Genomic DNA, 16,504 nt, shown 5'->3' on the forward strand with positions numbered 1-16,504 from the left:
CTTACCCGCACCGGACGGCCGTGGTCGCCGGAGGGGCGCCGCGGAGGATGCAGGCCGCTTCTTCATCCGAACCACCCGATGAGCATGGGGTTGGTGCGTGACCCAGTCGGAGCTTCGCGGTCACGTCTCGTGAAGCTGGGCCCACACTATGCGCAGAGGTAGTGGCTGTCCCGCCGCGACGGAACATGACGACCGTGACGGAACATGACGCCGGCCGGGCCCCCGGGTCAGGCCCGGGTGTCGATGTCCTCGAAGACCAGGAAGGTCTGGGTGTCCACCACCCCGGGCAGCTGCTGGATGTGCTCGAAGATGACCTGCCGCAGGTGCACGGTGTCCACGGCCCGCACGAGCAGCATGACGTCGAAGTTGCCGCCCACCAGGGCGATGTGGTGCACGGCGGGAATCGCCCGGAGCTGGGCGCACAGCTCCCGCCAGGTGTTCTGCTGGAGCTTGAGCGTCACGTACGCCGAGGCCTGCAGCCCCGCCCGGACGGGGTCGATCACGGTGCTGAAGCGCAGGATCACGCCCTCGTCCCGGAGCCGGTTGATCCGGGCGTAGGCGTGGGCGCGGGAGACGTGCACGGCGGCGGCGATCGCGGTCACCGACTGCCGCGCGTCCCGGGAGAGCTCCGCGAGGATCTTCCGGTCGGTCTCGTCGAGGGACACGGGGGTCGAGGGCACGGCGGGCTCCTTCGGTGGGGTCGGTCGCGGGGCCCGGGAGGCGCCGGACGAATGTGTGTGCGCCACGCCACACTAGACCATTCCGTCCACGCAGTCTGCACTTCTCGCTCCACTCTTCTGCTCTTTCCCCGTTCTGTGGATACGAACCGGGTCCTGTTCCCATACTGGGGAGACATCGTTGCACCAGCCTTCCCGCCTCCCCGGACCCGTGACCGGGCCGGGGACCGACCGAGGGGACACCATGAGCCAGACCGTCGAGACCCCCGAGGACCCGATCCTCCGGGCCTCCCAGACCTTCGGCATCACGCCGGAGCAGTACATGCTCCCGGCCCGCGGCGAGATCCGCATGGTCGCCCCGGACGGGCGGCTGCTCGCCCCCGAGGAGCAGGGCACCGGCCCCGGCCACGAGTACCCGCTGCCCGCCCGGGACGTCCTGCTCGAGGCCTACGAGAAGCTCGTGGTCGGGCGGCGGGTCAACGACCAGAACTCCGCCCTGGTCCGCCAGGGCCGCATGGCCGTCTACCCGTCCAGCCACGGCCAGGAGGCCTGCCAGGTGGCCGCCGCCCTGTGCCTCGAGGAGGGCGACTGGCTGTTCCCCACCTACCGGGACACCGTGGCCGTGATGACCAAGGGCGTGGACCCGATGCAGGTCATGGCCATCTTCCGCGGCGAGTGGCACAGCGGCTACGACCCCTACGAGCACCGCGTGGGCATCCAGTCCACGCCGCTGACCACCCAGCTGCTGCACGCGGTGGGCGTGGCCCACGCCGCGAAGCTGCGCGGGGAGGACACCGTGGTCCTGGCGATGTGCGGCGACGGCGCCACCAGCGAGGGCGACTTCCACGAGGCCCTGAACTTCGCGGCCGTGTTCAAGCTGCCGGTCGTGTTCTTCGTGCAGAACAACGGCTACGCGATCTCCGTGCCCCTGTCCCAGCAGTCCGCCGCCCCGAGCCTCGCGCACAAGGCGGTCGGCTACGGCATGGCCGGCGAGCGGGTGGACGGCAACGACCTCGTGGCCCTGCTCGCCACCCTGCGCCGTGCCGTGGACCTGGCGCGCTCCGAGTCCGAGCCCCTGCTCGTCGAGGCGCACACCTACCGGATGCAGGCGCACACCAACGCCGACGACGCCACCCGCTACCGGGACGACGCCGAGGTGCAGGAGTGGATCGCCAAGGACCCGGTGACCCGGATGCGGGCCTGGCTCACCGCGGAGGGCGTGCTCGACGACGCGGCGGAGCAGCGCATCGCCGCGTCCGCCGAGGACGTCGCCACGGCCCTGCGCGACGGCATGAACGCCGAGGTGGAGATCGACCCGCTCGAGCTGTTCCGCCACGTCTACACCGAGCAGACCCCGCAGCTCGCCGAGCAGGAGCAGTTCCTGGCCGCCGAGCTCGCCCGAGAGGAGACCGGACAGTGAGCACCCTGCACGCCCCCGCCCCGGCCGGCGACGCCCCGGCGGTCAAGCCCGCGACCTTCGCCCAGGCGCTCAACACCGCCCTGGCCGACGCCCTGGCAGCCGACGACGCCGTCGTGGTCTTCGGCGAGGACGTCGGCACCCTCGGCGGCGTCTTCCGGATCACCGACGGGCTGACGCGGCGCTTCGGCCGCACCCGCTGCTTCGACACCCCGCTGGCCGAGTCCGGGATCGCCGGCATGGCCGTGGGCATGGCGATGAACCGGATGCGCCCGGTGATCGAGATGCAGTTCGACGCCTTCGCCTACCCCGCCTTCGAGCAGGTCGCCTCGCACATCGCGAAGATGCACAACCGCACCCGCGGCGCCGTGCGCCTGCCGATCGTCATCCGCATCCCCTATGCCGGCGGCATCGGCGGCGTGGAGCACCACTGCGACTCCTCGGAGGCCTACTACGCCCACACGCCGGGCCTGAAGGTCTTCACCCCCGCCACCGTCGAGGACGCCTACCTCATGCTGCGGGAGGCGATCGACTCCGACGACCCGGTCGTGTTCTTCGAGCCCAAGAAGCTCTACTGGTCGAAGTCCCCCGTGGACCTGGCCGAGCTGAGGGACCGCTACGAGAACCGGGCGCCCGAGCGCCGGGAGGGCCGCGCCGTGGTCGCCCGCCCCGGCGAGGACGCCACGCTGCTGGCCTACGGGCCGTCGGTGCCGACCGCCCTGGCGGCCGCGGCGGCCGCCGCCGCCGAAGGGCGCTCGCTCGAGGTCGTGGACCTGCGCAGCATCGTCCCGTTCGACGACGTCACGGTCGGCGAGTCGGTGCGCCGGACCGGGCGCGTAGTGGTCGTGGCCGAGGCGCCGGGCTTCGCGTCCGTGGCGGCCGAGATCGTCGCCCGCGTCCAGGAGCGCTGCTTCCACTCCCTGGCCGCGCCCGTGCGCCGCGTGACCGGGTTCGACATCCCGTACCCGGCGCCCAAGCTCGAGGAGTACTACCTGCCGAGCGTCGACCGCATCCTCGACGCCGTGGACGACCTGCAGTGGGAGGACTGACCATGACCGTGAAGACGTTCACCCTGCCGGATCTCGGCGAGGGACTGACCGAGGCCGAGCTCGTGAGCTGGCTCGTCCGGGTGGGCGACACCGTCGCCGTCGACCAGCCGATCGCCGAGGTGGAGACCGCGAAGTCCGCCGTGGAGGTGCCCTGCCCCTTCGCGGGGACCGTGCACGAGCTGCACGGCGCCTCCGGGCAGACCCTCGACGTCGGCGCCCCGCTCATCTCCGTCGACACCGCGGACCGGGAGGGCACCCCCGCCCCGCAGGGCGGCGGCCCGAAGGGCGGGCAGTCCTACCGGGAGGAGGAGCGCGCCGGGGCGGACCCCGCCGCCGGGGCCTCCGACGACGACACCGGCTCGGGCAGCGTGCTCATCGGCTACGGCACGCCCGCCGGCGGGGCGCCCGGACGCCGGCGGCGTCCGAAGCGGGCCGGTTCCGCCGACGGCCGGACGCCCGCGACCACCGCCGTGCCGGCCGCCGCGCCGGCGCAGGCCGCGGACGCCGCCCACGACGCGATGGCCTCCGCCCCGCGCCTGGCGCCCACGGTCGTCTCGCCGATCGTGCGCAAGCTCGCCAAGGACCGCGGGATCGACATCTCCACCGTGCGCGGCACCGGCCCCGGCGGGCTCATCCTGCGCCGCGACGTCGTGGCCGCCGCGGACGTGCCCGCGGAGCCGGCACCGACCCTGCGGGGGACCGCCGCCCCGTCGTCGGCGGCGTCCGCCCCGGCGGGGCCCTCCGCCGTGGACGCCCGCACCGGTCTGGGGGTGGCCGAGCGGCTGCCGGTCTCCGGCATCCGCAAGGCCATCGGGCAGGCCATGACCCGCTCCCGCCGGGAGATCCCGGAGGCCACCGTCTGGGTGGACGTGGACACCACGGAGCTGGTGGCGCTGCGCACCCGGCTCAAGGCCCGCGACCCCGAGCGGGCGCCGGGACTGATGGCCCTGATCGCACGCTTCGTGCTCGCCGGCCTGGCCCGCCACCCGGAGCTCGCCACCCGGATCGAGACCCTCGAGGACGGCAGCCAGGAGATCGTGCGCTTCGACGGCGTGAACCTGGGCTTCGCGGCGCAGACCGACCGCGGGCTCGTGGTGCCGAACATCCGCGGCGCGCACACCCTGAGCGCCCGCGGCCTGGACGCCGAGCTCCGGCGGCTCACGGAGCTCGCACGCTCCGGGAAGGCCGGCCCGGCCGAGCTGTCCGGCTCCACGTTCACCCTCAACAACTACGGCGTGTTCGGCACGGACGGGGCCGCGGCGATCATCAACCACCCGGAGGTCGCGATCCTGGGGATCGGGCGGATCATCGACCGCCCGTGGGTGGTGGACGGGCAGCTGGCCGTCCGCAAGGTCACCCAGCTCTCCCTCGCCTTCGACCACCGGGTGTGCGACGGCGGAACGGCCGGCGGCTTCCTGCGCATGGTGGCCGACGCCGTGGAGGACCCGATGTCGGTGCTCGCGGACCTCTGAGCCGGCCGTCACGGCCGGGGCGGTGCGCCGCTCAGTCGGTCTCGGGTCCCGCGCAGTACGGGCAGTTCTGCTCGACCTCGGCCCACCCGCGGCTCCCGGCCCGGAGGTCCCGGGCCGGGGTCGTGGTGTCCGGGGCCACGTCCGGCGTGACGCGGGGCGGGAGCAGGTCGACGGTCATGGTGCTGTCCTCCGGGGAGCTGGGGCCGGACGGGGCGCCGGCCGGTCCTTCCAGTATCACGGGCCCGGTCCGTGCCGATAAGCGACGATTTCCGGTGCTGACCGGTCAGCGGAGGCGATGGATCGGGCCGGCGCGGCGCGGGACCCGGTGGGCGGTCAGAGTCCGGTGAGGACGTCGAGGGCGCTGCGGAGCCCCTGCTCGGCCCGCATCGCGTCCCCCACCTGCTGCGCCCGCTCCCGGCGCGCGAGGGCCTCGCCCACCGCCGGGCCCAGGGTCCGCCCCGTGAGCGAGCGGCGCGGCACCGGGGCCGGGGCGAGGCCCAGCCGGTGCAGCTGCCGGCCCCAGAAGGGCTGGTCGGCGATGAAGGGCACCACCACGGACGGCACGCCCGCGCGGGCCACGGCGTGCACGGTCCCGGCCCCGCCGTGGTGGACCGCCAGGACCGCCTCCGGCAGCACCGCGTCCAGCGGCGCGGCCGGCACCTCGAGCACGTCCTCCCCCCGGGCGGACGCCGGCAGGGCCAGCCCGCCCCAGCCCGTGACCAGGAGGCTCCGCAGGCCGTGGGCGCGCGCGCTGTCCACCACCGTCCGGGCCCGGGCCGCCGGGTCCCCCGCCGCCATCGACCCGAAGGTCGCCACCAGGCAGGGCCCGCCCCGCACGAACCCGAGCACCGCGGGGTCGGCGGCGCCGGGGTCCGCGGCGGCGTGCCAGGAGCCCGTCAGGTGCACGGTGGCCGGCCAGTCGGCGGGCCGGGGCAGCAGCTGGGGGCTGATCCCCATCAGGGTGGCGCGGGACGCCGGGGCGGGCGCGGGCGCCCGGCCGCCGGACAGCTGCCGGCACGCGCGCTCGACGTCGCGGCGGAACAGCAGCGCCCCGCTGCGGGGGACCGCGTAGGTCGTGCGGTTGAACCGGCCGAGGTCCGTGGAGACCGTCGGCCCGCCCGGGGCCGGGAACTCCCGCGTGGGCGTCGCCACGGGCACGAACTCGGCCAGCACGCGGGGGACGGCGAGGGCGCCCGCCACGGCCGGTGCCGTGAGGACCAGCGGGTGGTGCACCACCAGCTCGGGCTCGAAGGCGAGGGTCTCCCGCACCGCCGCGGAGAACATCCTGCGCATCCCCGGGCCGACCTCGGAGCGGACGTGGCGCACCGCCGCCCGCGGCGAGCGCCCGGGGGGCCGCAGCAGCCGGTGGAAGTCGACGTCCAGGCCCACGGTGTCGAGCCCGGCGAGGTCGGCCCCGGAGTTCTCCGGGACCCCGAGCCGGACCCGGTGTCCGCGGGCCGCGGCGTAGCGCGCCAGGGCGGCGAAGGGCTCCACGTCGCCGCGGGTTCCGGAGGTCAGCAGCATCATGCGCACCCCCACAGTCTGCCCCGCGGCCGGCCCGGGGACGAACGGAGCGCCCCGCCTCCCCGCCCACCGGCCGCGGAACCCACGTAGGGTGGGAGGCACCCGGGAGCTCCCCGGTCATCCGTCCTCCGAGGAGAGCCGACGCCGTGACCCTGGCAGGACCCGCCCCCGCCCTGCAGCGGATCGTCCACATCGCCCGGCCGGTGCTCTGGGTCAACACCCTGGGCCCCGGGACGGTGGCCCTGTGGCTCGCCGGGACGCTCTGGGACTGGCAGGCGCTGCCGCTCCTGCTGTGGCTGACCCTCCCCTTCAACCTGCTGATCTACGGCGTCAACGACGTCTTCGACCAGGACACCGACGCGCTCAACCCCCGCAAGGGCGGGGTCGAGGGGGCGCGGATCGTGTCCTCCGAGGTGCGCACCATCTGGGCCGCGGTGCTCGCCACCAACGTCCCGTTCCTGGTCTGGTTCGCGGTGGCCCTGCCCCCGGCCGCGCTCGCCTGGATCGCGCTCTACGTCCTGGTCTTCGTGTTCTACTCGGCCCCGCCCCTGCGCTTCAAGGCCCGGCCCTTCCTCGACTCGCTGAGCAACGCGGCCTACGCGCTGCCCCTGGTCTTCGTGGCCCCCGCGCTCGGGGCCGCCCCGGTGTGGCCCGCGGCGCTGGGCCTGATGGCCTGGAGCGTGGCCAAGCACGCGTTCGACGCCGTCCAGGACATCGAGGAGGACCGCGCGGTGGCCATCACGACGACGGCCGTGCGGCTGGGCCCGCGCGGGACGGGCCTGTGGAGCGGGGCCTGGTGGGCGGTGTCCACGCTGTGCTTCGCGCTGGTCAGCGTCCCGGTGGCCGCCGTCAACGCCCTCATCGCGGGGTGGCTCGTGCTGTCCCTGCTGCGGGACCCGAGGCCCGGGACCGGGCACCGGCTCTACCGGTGGTCCATCGCCTTCCCCTACGTCGCCGGCGCCGTGGCGGGCGTGCAGCTGACGGTGGCGCTGTACCTGGGGCTGTACCCGTGAGCCGCGTCGTCGTCGTCGGCGGTGGCATCGGCGGGCTGACGTCGGCCGCCCTGCTCGGCCACGCCGGTCACCGCGTCACCCTGCTCGAGGCCGCCGAGGACCTCGGCGGCAAGAGCGGGCGGATCGAGGCCGCCGGCCAGCGGATGGACACCGGGCCGTCCCTGGTGACGTTCCCGGGCGTGTGGGAGGAGCTCCTCCGCCGCCTGGACCGCCTGCGGGCGGCCGGCGCCGTGCAGGACGCGCCCCCGGGCCCGGGGGCGGCGGAGACCGCGGGGCTCGAGCTGGAGCGCCTGCCCGGGGTCGGCACGTACTACTACCGCGGCGCCCGGTGCGAGCTGCCGGTGGCGCCCGGGCACCCCTGGCACGCGGCGTGGGCCCGCTTCGAGGCCGAGCACGGCGTGCTCGGCCCGGACATCACGCGGCTGCTGACCACGGACGTGCTGGACCGGGCGGCGCTGCCCGCGCTGGGCCGGCTGGGGCGGCTGTACGGGCGCCGGCTCACGACCCGCAGCTATCTCGACAGCCTCACCTGGATGCCGGAGGGCCTGCGCGAGGTCATCGCCATCCACACCCTCAACGCCGGCGTGGGCCCCTCCCGCACCCCGGCGCTGTACGCGAGCATGCCGGCCGTGATGGCCCGCGACGGGGTCTGGATCCCCCGGGGCGGTGTGCACGAGCTCGTCGAGGCCCTCCGGCGCCTGGCGGCCGGCGCGGGGGTGGAGATCCGCACCGGCGAACCGGCGACCTCCGTGGCCCGCGGGCTGGTGCGCACGGCCCGGGGCGCGTACCCGGCCGACGCCGTCGTCAGCGGGCTCGACGCCCACCGGCTGGAGGGCCTCCTCGCCGGCCGCGCCCCCCGCGTCCCGCGCCGGCTCAGCTGCTCGGCGATCGCCGTCTACGCGGTGCTCGACCCCGACCTGCCCGCCGGGACGCCCCGGCACGGCGTCATCCTGCCCGACCGTCCGGCCGACCTGTACGCCGACCTGGAGGCCGGGGCCGAGCCCGAGCAGACCATGGCCTTCGCGAACTACTATCCGGCGCACGGGGTCTACCCCAACAGCGCGGCCACGCTCGCCCTGCTGCTGACCGCACCGGCCAACGGGAAGGCCTACACCCTCGAGGACCCCTTCGTCGCCCGGGAGCTCGAGCGCGCGGCACAGGTGCTCGGGCTGCCCGGCCCGCTCACGGACCGGTTCCGGAGCACGCGGATCCTCGACCCCGCGCACTTCGCCGCGCACGGCTCGGCGGGCGGGGCGCTGTACGGCGCGGTGCGCCCCACCTGGCGCAGCGGCCCGCTGCACACCCCGGCCTACACGGGTCCCCGGCGGCCGTGGCTGTGGCGGGTGGGGGCCTCCGTCCACCCGGGCGGCGGACTGCCCGCGGTGCTGGGCGGGGCCATGGTCTCGACTGGGCGGCTGCTGGAGCGCCTCGACCGGGGCCGCGGCTCCGGGGCGCGCCGCTCCCGCCCGGGCCCCCGGGAACGGATCAGCGGGTGAGCTCCCACGCCCGGATCAGCAGCAGGGTCACGAGGAACCCGGTGACGTAGTTCAGCGACAGGAACCGGCGCCAGCCCCGGTGGGCGCGCTCGCAGTCGGCGTCCGTGATGGTCAGGAACGGCACGAGGTTGGCCAGGTAGGGCAGCACCAGGAAGGACGCCAGCGGCCCCGGCCAGGGGGTGAGCAGCAGGAGCACCCCGGCCGCGACGTAGAACGCCGCGGCGGCCCACACCGTGGGGCGGGCGCCCAGGACGGTCGCGATCGAGCGCAGACCGCCCTCCCGGTCCGCCCGGACGTCCTGGACGGCCCCGAACGCCTGGGAGGCCATCGACCACAGGAAGAACCCGGCGCACAGGGCCACGAGGCCCGGTGACCAGACCGCCCCGGCGAGGGCGAGGCCGTGGACGGCCGGGGAGACGAAGTGGGCCGCGGAGGTCGCCGAGTCCAGGAACGGGACCTCCTTGAAGCGCAGGCCCCGGAGGCTGTAGGCCACCACCGCGAACAGGCTGACCACCAGCACCCACGCCGCGGCGGGGCCGCCCGCGAGGAACAGGTACGCCAGGAAGGGCAGGGCCGTCAGCACCGAGCCCACGAGGATCATCCGGTGCTCGGAGCGGTCCACGAGCGCCCCCTCGACCCCGCCCTTGCGGGGGTTCAGGAGGTCGGACTCGTAGTCGAAGACGTCGTTGATCCCGTACATGAGCAGGTTGTACGGGAAGAGGAAGAACAGCGTCCCCACCACGAGGGGCAGGTCCACCCGCCCGGTGGTCATGACGTAGGCCGCCGCGAAGGGGTAGGCGGTGTTGACCCAGGAGAGCGGCCGGGAGGTGGCCACGAGGGTGCGCACGGTGGCGCGGAGCCGGCCCCGCTCGGCCAGCCCCCACCACAGCGGGGGCAGCAGCAGCAGCGCCGCGAGCGGGTACGCGAGGTCCTCGACCGGCACGAGACCGATCCGCAGCCCCGTGGTGTGCCCGGCCCCGTAGTCGAAGAACCCGGCGGCGATCATGAGGTTGTCGAAGACCACGGTCAGCACCGCGAGCACCGCGAAGGAGATCCCGAGCACGGCCAGGACCCGGCGCCGGGGAGGCGCCGGGGAGGGCCGGCGGACCAGCAGGGTGGCGGGGGTCAGGGCGAGCGCGAGGAAGACCGGGATGACGAGGGCGTAGGTCACGGGGCCTCCTCCTCCCGCGCGCGTCCGGCCGCGGCGGACCGGCGCGCCAGCGCCTTCTCGGTGAGCAGGACGAGGTTCATGGTCAGGTAGCAGAGGAACACGAGGAACACGACCTCCTCCACGGGGATCTGCGGGGCGACCATCCAGCCGGTCGCCCAGACGCTGGTGCTGTGCAGGAAGATCCCGAGGCTGATCCCCGCCACGTCCCAGGCCAGGAAGAACACCAGGCCCGCGAGCAGCACGGCGGCCGCCCGGCGGGGGGCCCGGGCGAAGAACAGTGTCTCCCGCACGTCGAGGAGCACCATCCCCGCCAGGCTGAGCAGCAGGAACCCGAGGTACGCGAAGCTCATCCGCGGGGCACCGGGGGTTCTGCCAGCGGTCCGGTGGAGGTGTCCCCGCGCAGGTCCTTGAGCAGGATCTCCGCACTGATCAAGCACATCGGCAGGCCGATGCCGGGCACGGTCGAGGCCCCGCAGTAGTGCAGGCCAGCGACCTTCCGGCTGCGGTTGGCGCCCCGGAAGAACGCGGACTGCTTGAGCACGTGGGCGGGCCCCAGCACGTTGCCGCGCCAGGAGTTGAAGTCCCGCCGGAAGTCCTCGGGCCCCACGGTGTGGCGCACCACGATGCGCTCGCGCAGGTCCGGCACGCCCGCCCACGCCGCGATCTGGTCGATCGCCCGGTCCGCGGCCGCCTCGACCTGCGCGGCGCCGGCGCCGTCCGGTCCGCCCGCCCCCAGGCCGGGGTCGGCCGGCACCGGGATCAGCACGAACAGGTTCTCGTGCCCCTCCGGGGCCACCCCGGGGTCGGTGGCCGAGGGCTTGCACACGTACACGGAGGCGGGGTCCGGGACGCTCGTGGGCTCCTCGAAGATGGCCCGGAAGTTCGTGTCCCAGTCCTCGCTGAAGAACAGGCTGTGGTGCGGGAGCTCGGGCAGCTCCCCGCGGACCCCGAGCATCACGAGCACCGCGCCGGGGCCGGTCTGGCGCCGGTCCCAGTACCGCTGCGGATAGCTCTGCAGCTCGCGCGGCAGCAGCGCGGTCTCGGTGTGGTGCAGGTCCGCGGCCGAGACGACCAGGTCCGCCGCGAGCTCGTGCTCGGTCCCCTCCGCGTCCCGCCACACGACGCCCGTGGCCCGGACGGGCCCGTCCGCGGCCGGGGACGTCAGGATCCGCACGACGTCCGCCCCGGTGCGGAGGCGCGCGCCGTGGGCGACGGCGAGCCGCTCGACCGCCCCGATGACCTGGCGGAAGCCGCCCTGCGGGTACTGGACGGAGTCCGTGAGGTCCATGTGGCTCATGAGGTGGTACAGCGAGGGCGTCATCCGGGGGGCGCCGGCCAGGAAGACGGCCGGGTAGCCGAGGACCTGCCGCAGCCGGTTGTCCTGCACGGTGCGGGCCGCGAGGTCGTGCAGGGACCCGGTGAGGTGGCGGGCGAGCTCCGGCAGGCTCCGCAGCACCGGGCGGGTCAGCAGCGGGGTGAACGAGGCGTAGGAGGTGTAGAGGAAGTGGTCCACGGCGAGGTCGTAGGTCCGCTTCGCCGAGGCCAGGTACGCGCGGATCCGCGGGCCCGAGCCGGGCTCCACGGACTCGAACAGCGCCACGGTGTCCTCGAGGTCGGAGCGGATGTCGATCGGCCGCTCGTACCGCTCGCCCCAGACCCGGTAGGCGGGGTCCAGGCGCACGAGCTCGAGCTGCTCGGCCGCGCTGGAGCCCATGAGCCGGAAGAAGTGGTCGAAGACCTCCGGCATGAGGTACCACGAGGGCCCGGTGTCGAAGCGGAAGCCGTCCCGCTCGAGCACCCCGGCGCGCCCGCCCGTGATCGTCCCGCGCTCCAGGACGGTGACGTCCCAGCCGTCCTTCGCGAGCAGGCCCGCGGCGGCGAGCCCGGCGATCCCGGCCCCCACCACCACGGCGTGCCGCCCCCGGGGTGCGGCGGGGCGGCGGTGGGTGCGCGCCCGGACCACGGCGGCCGCGGCGAGCCCGGCCTTGCGGGGGTTCGGCACGCGGATGCGGGAGCTCAGCAGCTCCCGCGCGGGGGTGGCGCGGATCCGCACGGACAGCTCCCGGAACAGGTCGTGGGCGGCGAGGACGGCGGCGCGGGAGGAGGCGGGGAGGTCGTCGATCACCGCGCGGGCGGCCGCGAGGTCGGCGTCGATGTCGTCGAGGAACCGGGTCTTCTCGGTCTCGGAGAACTCCCCGGGCTCCACGCCGGGGAAGTACACGCGGCCGAGCTGCCCGTAGTCCTCGGCCAGGTCGCGCAGGAAGTTGACCTTCTGGAAGGCCGCCCCCAGCCGGCGGGCCCCCGCCACCAGGCGGGACCGGTCCTGCTCGGGCACGGCACGGCCGGCCAGGAACACCTGCAGGCACATCAGGCCCACGACCTCGGCGGAGCCGTAGACGTACTCGTCCAGGGAGTCGGCGCTGTGCCGGTCCTCGCTGAGGTCGGCGCGCATCGAGGTGAAGAACGGCCCCACGAGGTCGGGGCCGATCCCCGCGTGGCGTGCCGTGCGGGCGAAGGCGTGCACCACGAGATTGCTGCTGAAGCCGCGCTCGACGGCCGCGTAGGTCTCCTCCTCGAGGTCGTCCAGCAGCTGCCGGGCGCCCCGGGGCGGGACCCCGGCGCCGGCGCTGGCGCCGTCGACGATCTCGTCGGCGATCCGCACCAGCGCGTAGACGGCGTAGACGTGCGGGCGGACCTCCGGGCCCAGCAGCCGGCAGGCGAGCCCGAAGGACGTGGAGTAGCGGCGGATCACGGTCGCGGCGGCCTGCCGGGCGGCGTCGTCGTAGCGGGCGGCGGCCTCGGCCGGGGACCCGGTGTGCTGTGCCGCGGTCACCGGATGCGCTCCGTGGCCCCGGCCACGATCCGGCGCAGGTCCTGCTCGAGGGACGCGGGCAGCCCGGCGGTGTCGAGCAGGGAACGGGCCTCGTCCGCGCACTCGGCGACCATGCCCTCGACCTCCTGCCGCGCCCCGCACTGCTCGAGCAGCTCGCGGGCCCGCAGGGCCTGCTCCCCGCTGATCTCGTGGCGGCCCAGGATCGCGTCGAGCTCCTCCCCCACCGGGGTGCACAGCGCCGCGGCGACCAGCATGGTGCGCTTGCCCTCGCGCAGGTCGCTGACCACGGACTTGCCCGTGGCCTCAGGGTCCCCGAAGACGCCCAGCAGGTCGTCCACGAGCTGGTAGGCGGTGCCCACGGTGCGCCCCAGGCGCCCGAGCACCTCGACGTCCTCGTCGGGCGCCCCGCCGAGCACCCCGCCGGCCTGCAGGGGCGTCTCGAACGAGTAGACCGCGGTCTTCAGGCACGTGGCCGCGAGGACCTGCTCGCGCCCGGGGCGGGCCCCGGGCAGCGCGTGGTCGACGTCGAGCAGCTCGCCGGCGGCCGAGGAGAACAGGGCGGCGTCGAGCAGCTCGAGCAGGCGCGGCAGCCGCTCGGGCGAGAGCCCGGAGCGCGCCACGAGCCGGTACGCCCCGGCCAGGGCGAGGTCCCCGGCGATGACGCCCACGCTCGCGCCGTACTGCCGGGCCTGGTCCAGGCCCGAGCCCGAGGCGAACGCGCGGTGGGCCGCCGCGGCGTTGATCGTGGGCTGGTGGCGGCGCTGCTCGTCCTGGTCGATGACGTCGTCGTGGACGATGAGGGCGGTGTGCAGCAGCTCGAACGCCGCGCCGACGGCCTCGACCACGGGGGCCGGCTCGGGCGCGGCGTAGGCGCCGGCCGCGAGACGGACCAGGTGCGGGCGGATCCGCTTGCCGCCGGAGCTCAGCCGGGCGACCTCGCCCCACAGCCGGGCGAAGCCGGGGTCCACGGCCTCGGCGCGGCCGGTGGCCTCGGCCAGGAAGTCCTCCAGGACGGGGACCGGGGCGGGCGCCCCGTCGGCACCGTGCCCGGCACGTGCTCCGGCGCCCGATCGGGCGCTCGAGTAGGCCGATTCGCGCGAGAAGACCGTCACCATTCCCCCATTCCACCACAGTCCTTCGAAAATCGAATGAATCATCTGCGTTCCGCCGGGCGCGGGGCCGCCCCGGGTCCCGCCGGCGCCGTCCCGTCCTCCGCGGCCGCGCCGTCGGCGGCCCCGCTCTCCCCCGCCCGGCGCCCGGCCCGGCGGACCGCGTCGGTGAGCTGGGGCAGGCGCCGGCGCAGGACCTCGATCTCCTCGTCGGTGCAGTCGTCGAGCACCGCCAGGACCTCCTCGCCCATGGCCGAGAACATCCGGCGGCCGGAGCGGTAGGCGTGCTCGGTGGCCCGGAGGCTGACCTCCCGCCGGTCGCGGGGATCGACCGTGCGCACCAGGTGCCCGGCGGCGACCAGCCGCTTGATGACGGTCGTGGTCGCCGAACCGCTCAGCACGAGCCGGCGGGCGATGTCGCCGGCCCGGATCGGCCGGCCGGCCCGGTTGGCCTGCATGACCTCGTTGAGGGCGTGGACGTCCTTGTGCGCCAGGCCGAAGCCGCGCCGGACCTGGTCCGCGTAGCGCTCCGCCTCGGTGCTGAACTGCTGCAGCAGGAAGAGCACGTCGAAGCCCCGTCGCCCCTGGTGGGGACTGCCGCCCGGCGCCCGGTCCGGCGCCGCGGCGCCGGACGTGCTGGTCGTGCCCTCGTCGGACTGCATGTGCTGATTCTAGGGCGCGGGCACGGGAGAATGGGGCCATGACGGAGAGCAGAGATCCGATCGGAGCGGCGTCCCCGCCGCCGGAGGCACCCCGCGTCCCGACGGTGTCCGTGGTCGTGCCGGCCCGGAACGACGCCGCGCACCTCGCCCGGTGCCTGCGGCTGCTGGCCGCGCAGACCCGTCCGCCGGACGAGGTCGTGGTGGTGGACAACGCCTCGCAGGACGGCACGGCGGACGTGGCCCGGGCGGCAGGGGCCCGCGTGGTCTTCGAGCCCGTGCGGGGCATCCCGCCGGCCGCCGCCGCCGGCTACGACGCCGCCCGGGGCGACGTGGTGGTGCGCTGCGACGCGGACAGCCTCCCCGGCCCCGGGTGGATCGCCGGGCTGCTCGCCGCCCTCGGGTCCCGCCCGGACGTGGTGGCCGTGGCGGGACCGGGTCGCTTCCAGGGCCTCCCCCCGGCCCTCGCCGGGCTGCTCTCCGCGCTGTACATCGGCCTGTACGTGGTCTCCACTGCCGCCGCGCTGGCCCACCCGCCGCTGTTCGGCACCAACATGGCGATGCGCCGGTCCTGGTGGCTCGAGGTCCGGGACCGCGTCCACCGGCACGACCCGGAGCTGCACGACGACCTCGACCTGAGCTTCCGGCTGGACCCGGCGCACCGGATCCTGTTCGTGCCCGGGCTCTCCGTGGGCATGTCCCCGCGGGCGCTGCGGGCCGGGCGCCCGGCCGTGCGCCGGCTGGCGCGCGCCGTCCGGACGATCCGGCTCAACTGGGCCGACGAGCGCCCCTGGGAGCGGTGGCAGGCGCGCCTGGGCCGCCGCGGGGACGGCGCATGAGCCGGCTCGCCCTCGCCGTGCGGTGGGCCGGGCCGCTCTCCGTGCTGCTCGCCGCCCTGTTCTTCGACGCCGTGGGCGCCTCCGTCATGATGCTCGTGTGCCTGGGCATCACCATCACGTGGCGGGCCCGGCTGCCCGCGGCCCTGGAGCTGGCCACGGACCTGACGCTGCTCACGGCGGCCTGGAGCTCGGTGTTCCTGCTCTACGAGAGGTACGCGTACTGGGACGCGGTCGTGCACTTCGCGGCCACCGCCGTGCTCGCGGAGCTCGCCTTCCGCGGCCTGGAGCGCTGGTCCCGGCTCGGCCCGCCCGGCCCGGTCTCCCACGTGGTCCTGGTGAGCTCCCTGGGCGCGGCGCTGGCCCTCGTGTGGGAGTATCTCGAGTTCGCCGGCTACTACCTCGTGGACCCCCAGGTGAACGTGGGCTACCTGGACACCATGGGCGACCTCGCCGCCGGCCACGCCGGCGCCGTGGTCGCCGGGATCGTCGGCTCCTGGGCCCGGCAGCGGGCAGCCGCCGGCCGCCCGGCGGTCCCCCGAGGTCCGGGCCCCGGCAGGGGTCCGGGCACCACCGAGACGAAGGACTGACCATGTTCTGGACGAATCTGCTCGTGACCTCCGTGCGGACGGGGGCCGCCGCCGCGGCCGGCACCGCCGCCTCCGCCGGGGTGGACAGCTCCTGGTACCGGCAGCTGCGGAAGCCGCGGCTGCAGCCGCCGGCGGCGGTGTTCCCGGTCGTGTGGACGGCGCTCTACGCGGACCTCGCGATCACCTCCGCCGCCGTCCTGACCGAGCTGCAGCGCCAGGCCGGGCCGGGCCTGCACCGCCGGGGCCCCCGGGTGCGGACGATCCGGCGGCCGGCCCGCGCGCCCTCCGAGGCCGCACGGCTCGAGCGCGGCTACCGCCGGGCGCTCGCGCTGAACCTCGCCCTCAACGCCGGGTGGAGCTGGGTCTTCTTCACGAAGCACGACACCGCGCTGGCCACGGCGACGGCCGCGGCGCTGACCGCCAGCACCGCGGATCTCGCACGCCGGGCCGGACAGGCCCGCCCGCTGCACGGAGCCGCGCTGCTGCCCTACGCCGGCTGGTGCGGCTTCGCCACCCTCCTCAGCGCCCGCATCCACCGGCTGAACTCCTGAGGCCGCCGCGCGGACCGGCAGGCGGCGCTGCCGCCGGATGAGCCGGCAGGCCGGCGGCGGCCGCGGCCCTCGGGTCGGCCGGCGGCGCGGTCAGCGGGTCGGCCCTC

The 16,504-nt window shown here is 75.4% G+C and carries 16 protein-coding genes and 1 riboswitch; of the genes, 8 read left to right on the forward strand and 8 right to left on the reverse strand.

Annotated elements, in window-relative coordinates; genetic code table 11:
* Positions 1-15: 15 nt before the first annotated feature.
* A riboswitch (SAM riboswitch) is annotated at positions 16-135 on the reverse strand.
* Positions 136-227: 92 nt separating this feature from the next.
* Positions 228-680, reverse strand: a complete 453-nt coding sequence (locus QYM41_RS14445) for an Lrp/AsnC family transcriptional regulator (protein ID WP_368800474.1) — start codon at positions 678-680, stop codon at positions 228-230.
* 241 nt (positions 681-921) lie between these two features.
* Between QYM41_RS14445 and QYM41_RS14450 the strand changes: the two genes are divergently transcribed.
* Genes QYM41_RS14450 through QYM41_RS14460 form a run of 3 tightly spaced genes read left to right on the forward strand, consistent with a single transcriptional unit; the run spans position 922 to position 4,615 of the window.
* Positions 922-2,097: a thiamine pyrophosphate-dependent dehydrogenase E1 component subunit alpha gene (locus QYM41_RS14450; RefSeq protein WP_368800475.1), complete on the forward strand. Its 1,176-nt coding sequence runs from the start codon at positions 922-924 to the stop codon at positions 2,095-2,097.
* Positions 2,094-3,143 (forward strand): alpha-ketoacid dehydrogenase subunit beta, encoded by a 1,050-nt coding sequence (locus QYM41_RS14455; RefSeq protein ID WP_368800476.1) that lies wholly within the window; start codon positions 2,094-2,096, stop codon positions 3,141-3,143. Before QYM41_RS14450 ends, QYM41_RS14455 begins: the two co-directional genes overlap by 4 nt.
* A gap of 2 nt (positions 3,144-3,145) precedes the next feature.
* Positions 3,146-4,615 carry a dihydrolipoamide acetyltransferase family protein gene (locus QYM41_RS14460; protein ID WP_368800477.1) on the forward strand — a complete coding sequence of 490 codons (1,470 nt, stop codon included), beginning with the start codon at positions 3,146-3,148 and terminating at the stop codon, positions 4,613-4,615.
* A 31-nt stretch (positions 4,616-4,646) separates the two neighbouring features.
* Here the strand turns inward: QYM41_RS14460 and QYM41_RS14465 are convergent, their stop codons facing one another.
* Together QYM41_RS14465 and QYM41_RS14470 are read right to left on the reverse strand one after the other, a co-directional pair.
* The gene (locus QYM41_RS14465) at positions 4,647-4,793 is read right to left on the reverse strand and encodes a hypothetical protein (protein ID WP_368800478.1); all 147 of its coding nucleotides are present in this window, start codon (positions 4,791-4,793) and stop codon (positions 4,647-4,649) included.
* Positions 4,794-4,948: 155 nt separating this feature from the next.
* Complete coding sequence (locus QYM41_RS14470; protein ID WP_368800510.1) at positions 4,949-6,142, reverse strand: glycosyltransferase; 1,194 nt, start codon at positions 6,140-6,142, stop codon at positions 4,949-4,951.
* Positions 6,143-6,285: 143 nt separating this feature from the next.
* Here QYM41_RS14470 and QYM41_RS14475 point away from each other — a divergent pair, with 143 nt between their 5' ends.
* Positions 6,286-7,152, forward strand: coding sequence for a UbiA family prenyltransferase (locus QYM41_RS14475; RefSeq protein WP_368800479.1), 867 nt, complete (start codon positions 6,286-6,288; stop codon positions 7,150-7,152).
* Positions 7,149-8,648, forward strand: a complete 1,500-nt coding sequence (locus tag QYM41_RS14480; protein ID WP_368800480.1) for a phytoene desaturase family protein — start codon at positions 7,149-7,151, stop codon at positions 8,646-8,648. Before QYM41_RS14475 ends, QYM41_RS14480 begins: the two co-directional genes overlap by 4 nt.
* Here QYM41_RS14480 and QYM41_RS14485 read toward each other — a convergent pair.
* From QYM41_RS14485 to QYM41_RS14505, 5 genes are read right to left on the reverse strand one after another with little or no spacing between them, the layout of a single operon-like run.
* The gene (locus QYM41_RS14485; protein ID WP_368800481.1) at positions 8,638-9,819 is read right to left on the reverse strand and encodes a prenyltransferase; all 1,182 of its coding nucleotides are present in this window, start codon (positions 9,817-9,819) and stop codon (positions 8,638-8,640) included. The two genes, QYM41_RS14480 and QYM41_RS14485, sit on opposite strands and share 11 nt — an antisense overlap.
* Positions 9,816-10,169 carry a lycopene cyclase domain-containing protein gene (locus QYM41_RS14490; protein ID WP_368800482.1) on the reverse strand — a complete coding sequence of 118 codons (354 nt, stop codon included), beginning with the start codon at positions 10,167-10,169 and terminating at the stop codon, positions 9,816-9,818. The genes QYM41_RS14485 and QYM41_RS14490 overlap by 4 nt, the downstream gene beginning before the upstream one ends.
* Positions 10,166-12,652: a phytoene desaturase family protein gene (gene crtI, locus QYM41_RS14495; protein ID WP_368800483.1), complete on the reverse strand. Its 2,487-nt coding sequence runs from the start codon at positions 12,650-12,652 to the stop codon at positions 10,166-10,168. Before crtI ends, QYM41_RS14490 begins: the two co-directional genes overlap by 4 nt.
* Positions 12,649-13,767, reverse strand: a complete 1,119-nt coding sequence (locus tag QYM41_RS14500; RefSeq protein ID WP_368800484.1) for a polyprenyl synthetase family protein — start codon at positions 13,765-13,767, stop codon at positions 12,649-12,651. The genes crtI and QYM41_RS14500 overlap by 4 nt, the downstream gene beginning before the upstream one ends.
* Positions 13,768-13,805: 38 nt before the next feature.
* Positions 13,806-14,423 carry a MarR family winged helix-turn-helix transcriptional regulator gene (locus QYM41_RS14505; protein ID WP_368800485.1) on the reverse strand — a complete coding sequence of 206 codons (618 nt, stop codon included), beginning with the start codon at positions 14,421-14,423 and terminating at the stop codon, positions 13,806-13,808.
* A gap of 38 nt (positions 14,424-14,461) precedes the next feature.
* Between QYM41_RS14505 and QYM41_RS14510 the strand changes: the two genes are divergently transcribed.
* The 3 genes from QYM41_RS14510 to QYM41_RS14520 are packed head-to-tail and all read left to right on the forward strand — an operon-like array spanning position 14,462 to position 16,397.
* Positions 14,462-15,259, forward strand: a complete 798-nt coding sequence (locus QYM41_RS14510) for a glycosyltransferase family A protein (RefSeq protein ID WP_368800486.1) — start codon at positions 14,462-14,464, stop codon at positions 15,257-15,259.
* Positions 15,256-15,846, forward strand: a complete 591-nt coding sequence (locus tag QYM41_RS14515) for a DUF2238 domain-containing protein (RefSeq protein ID WP_368800487.1) — start codon at positions 15,256-15,258, stop codon at positions 15,844-15,846. Before QYM41_RS14510 ends, QYM41_RS14515 begins: the two co-directional genes overlap by 4 nt.
* Before the next feature lie 2 nt (positions 15,847-15,848).
* Complete coding sequence (locus tag QYM41_RS14520) at positions 15,849-16,397, forward strand: TspO/MBR family protein (protein WP_368800488.1); 549 nt, start codon at positions 15,849-15,851, stop codon at positions 16,395-16,397.
* Positions 16,398-16,504: the final 107 nt, after the last annotated feature.

The sequence above is a fragment of the Kocuria oxytropis genome, assembly GCF_040981195.1.
Classification (GTDB): domain Bacteria; phylum Actinomycetota; class Actinomycetes; order Actinomycetales; family Micrococcaceae; genus Kocuria; species Kocuria oxytropis.

Excerpts from the sequence above, each read along its gene's own strand:
- QYM41_RS14490 (WP_368800482.1), bottom strand. The coding sequence starts at position 10,169 with ATGAGCTTCGCGTACCTCGGGTTCCTGCTGCTCAGCCTGGCGGGGATG.
- QYM41_RS14520 (WP_368800488.1), top strand. The coding sequence starts at position 15,849 with ATGTTCTGGACGAATCTGCTCGTGACCTCCGTGCGGACGGGGGCCGCC.
- QYM41_RS14510 (WP_368800486.1), top strand. The coding sequence starts at position 14,462 with ATGACGGAGAGCAGAGATCCGATCGGAGCGGCGTCCCCGCCGCCGGAG.
- QYM41_RS14470 (WP_368800510.1), bottom strand. The coding sequence starts at position 6,142 with ATGATGCTGCTGACCTCCGGAACCCGCGGCGACGTGGAGCCCTTCGCC.
- QYM41_RS14460 (WP_368800477.1), top strand. The coding sequence starts at position 3,146 with ATGACCGTGAAGACGTTCACCCTGCCGGATCTCGGCGAGGGACTGACC.
- QYM41_RS14465 (WP_368800478.1), bottom strand. The coding sequence starts at position 4,793 with ATGACCGTCGACCTGCTCCCGCCCCGCGTCACGCCGGACGTGGCCCCG.
- QYM41_RS14500 (WP_368800484.1), bottom strand. The coding sequence starts at position 13,767 with ATGGTGACGGTCTTCTCGCGCGAATCGGCCTACTCGAGCGCCCGATCG.
- QYM41_RS14450 (WP_368800475.1), top strand. The coding sequence starts at position 922 with ATGAGCCAGACCGTCGAGACCCCCGAGGACCCGATCCTCCGGGCCTCC.
- QYM41_RS14505 (WP_368800485.1), bottom strand. The coding sequence starts at position 14,423 with ATGCAGTCCGACGAGGGCACGACCAGCACGTCCGGCGCCGCGGCGCCG.
- QYM41_RS14515 (WP_368800487.1), top strand. The coding sequence starts at position 15,256 with ATGAGCCGGCTCGCCCTCGCCGTGCGGTGGGCCGGGCCGCTCTCCGTG.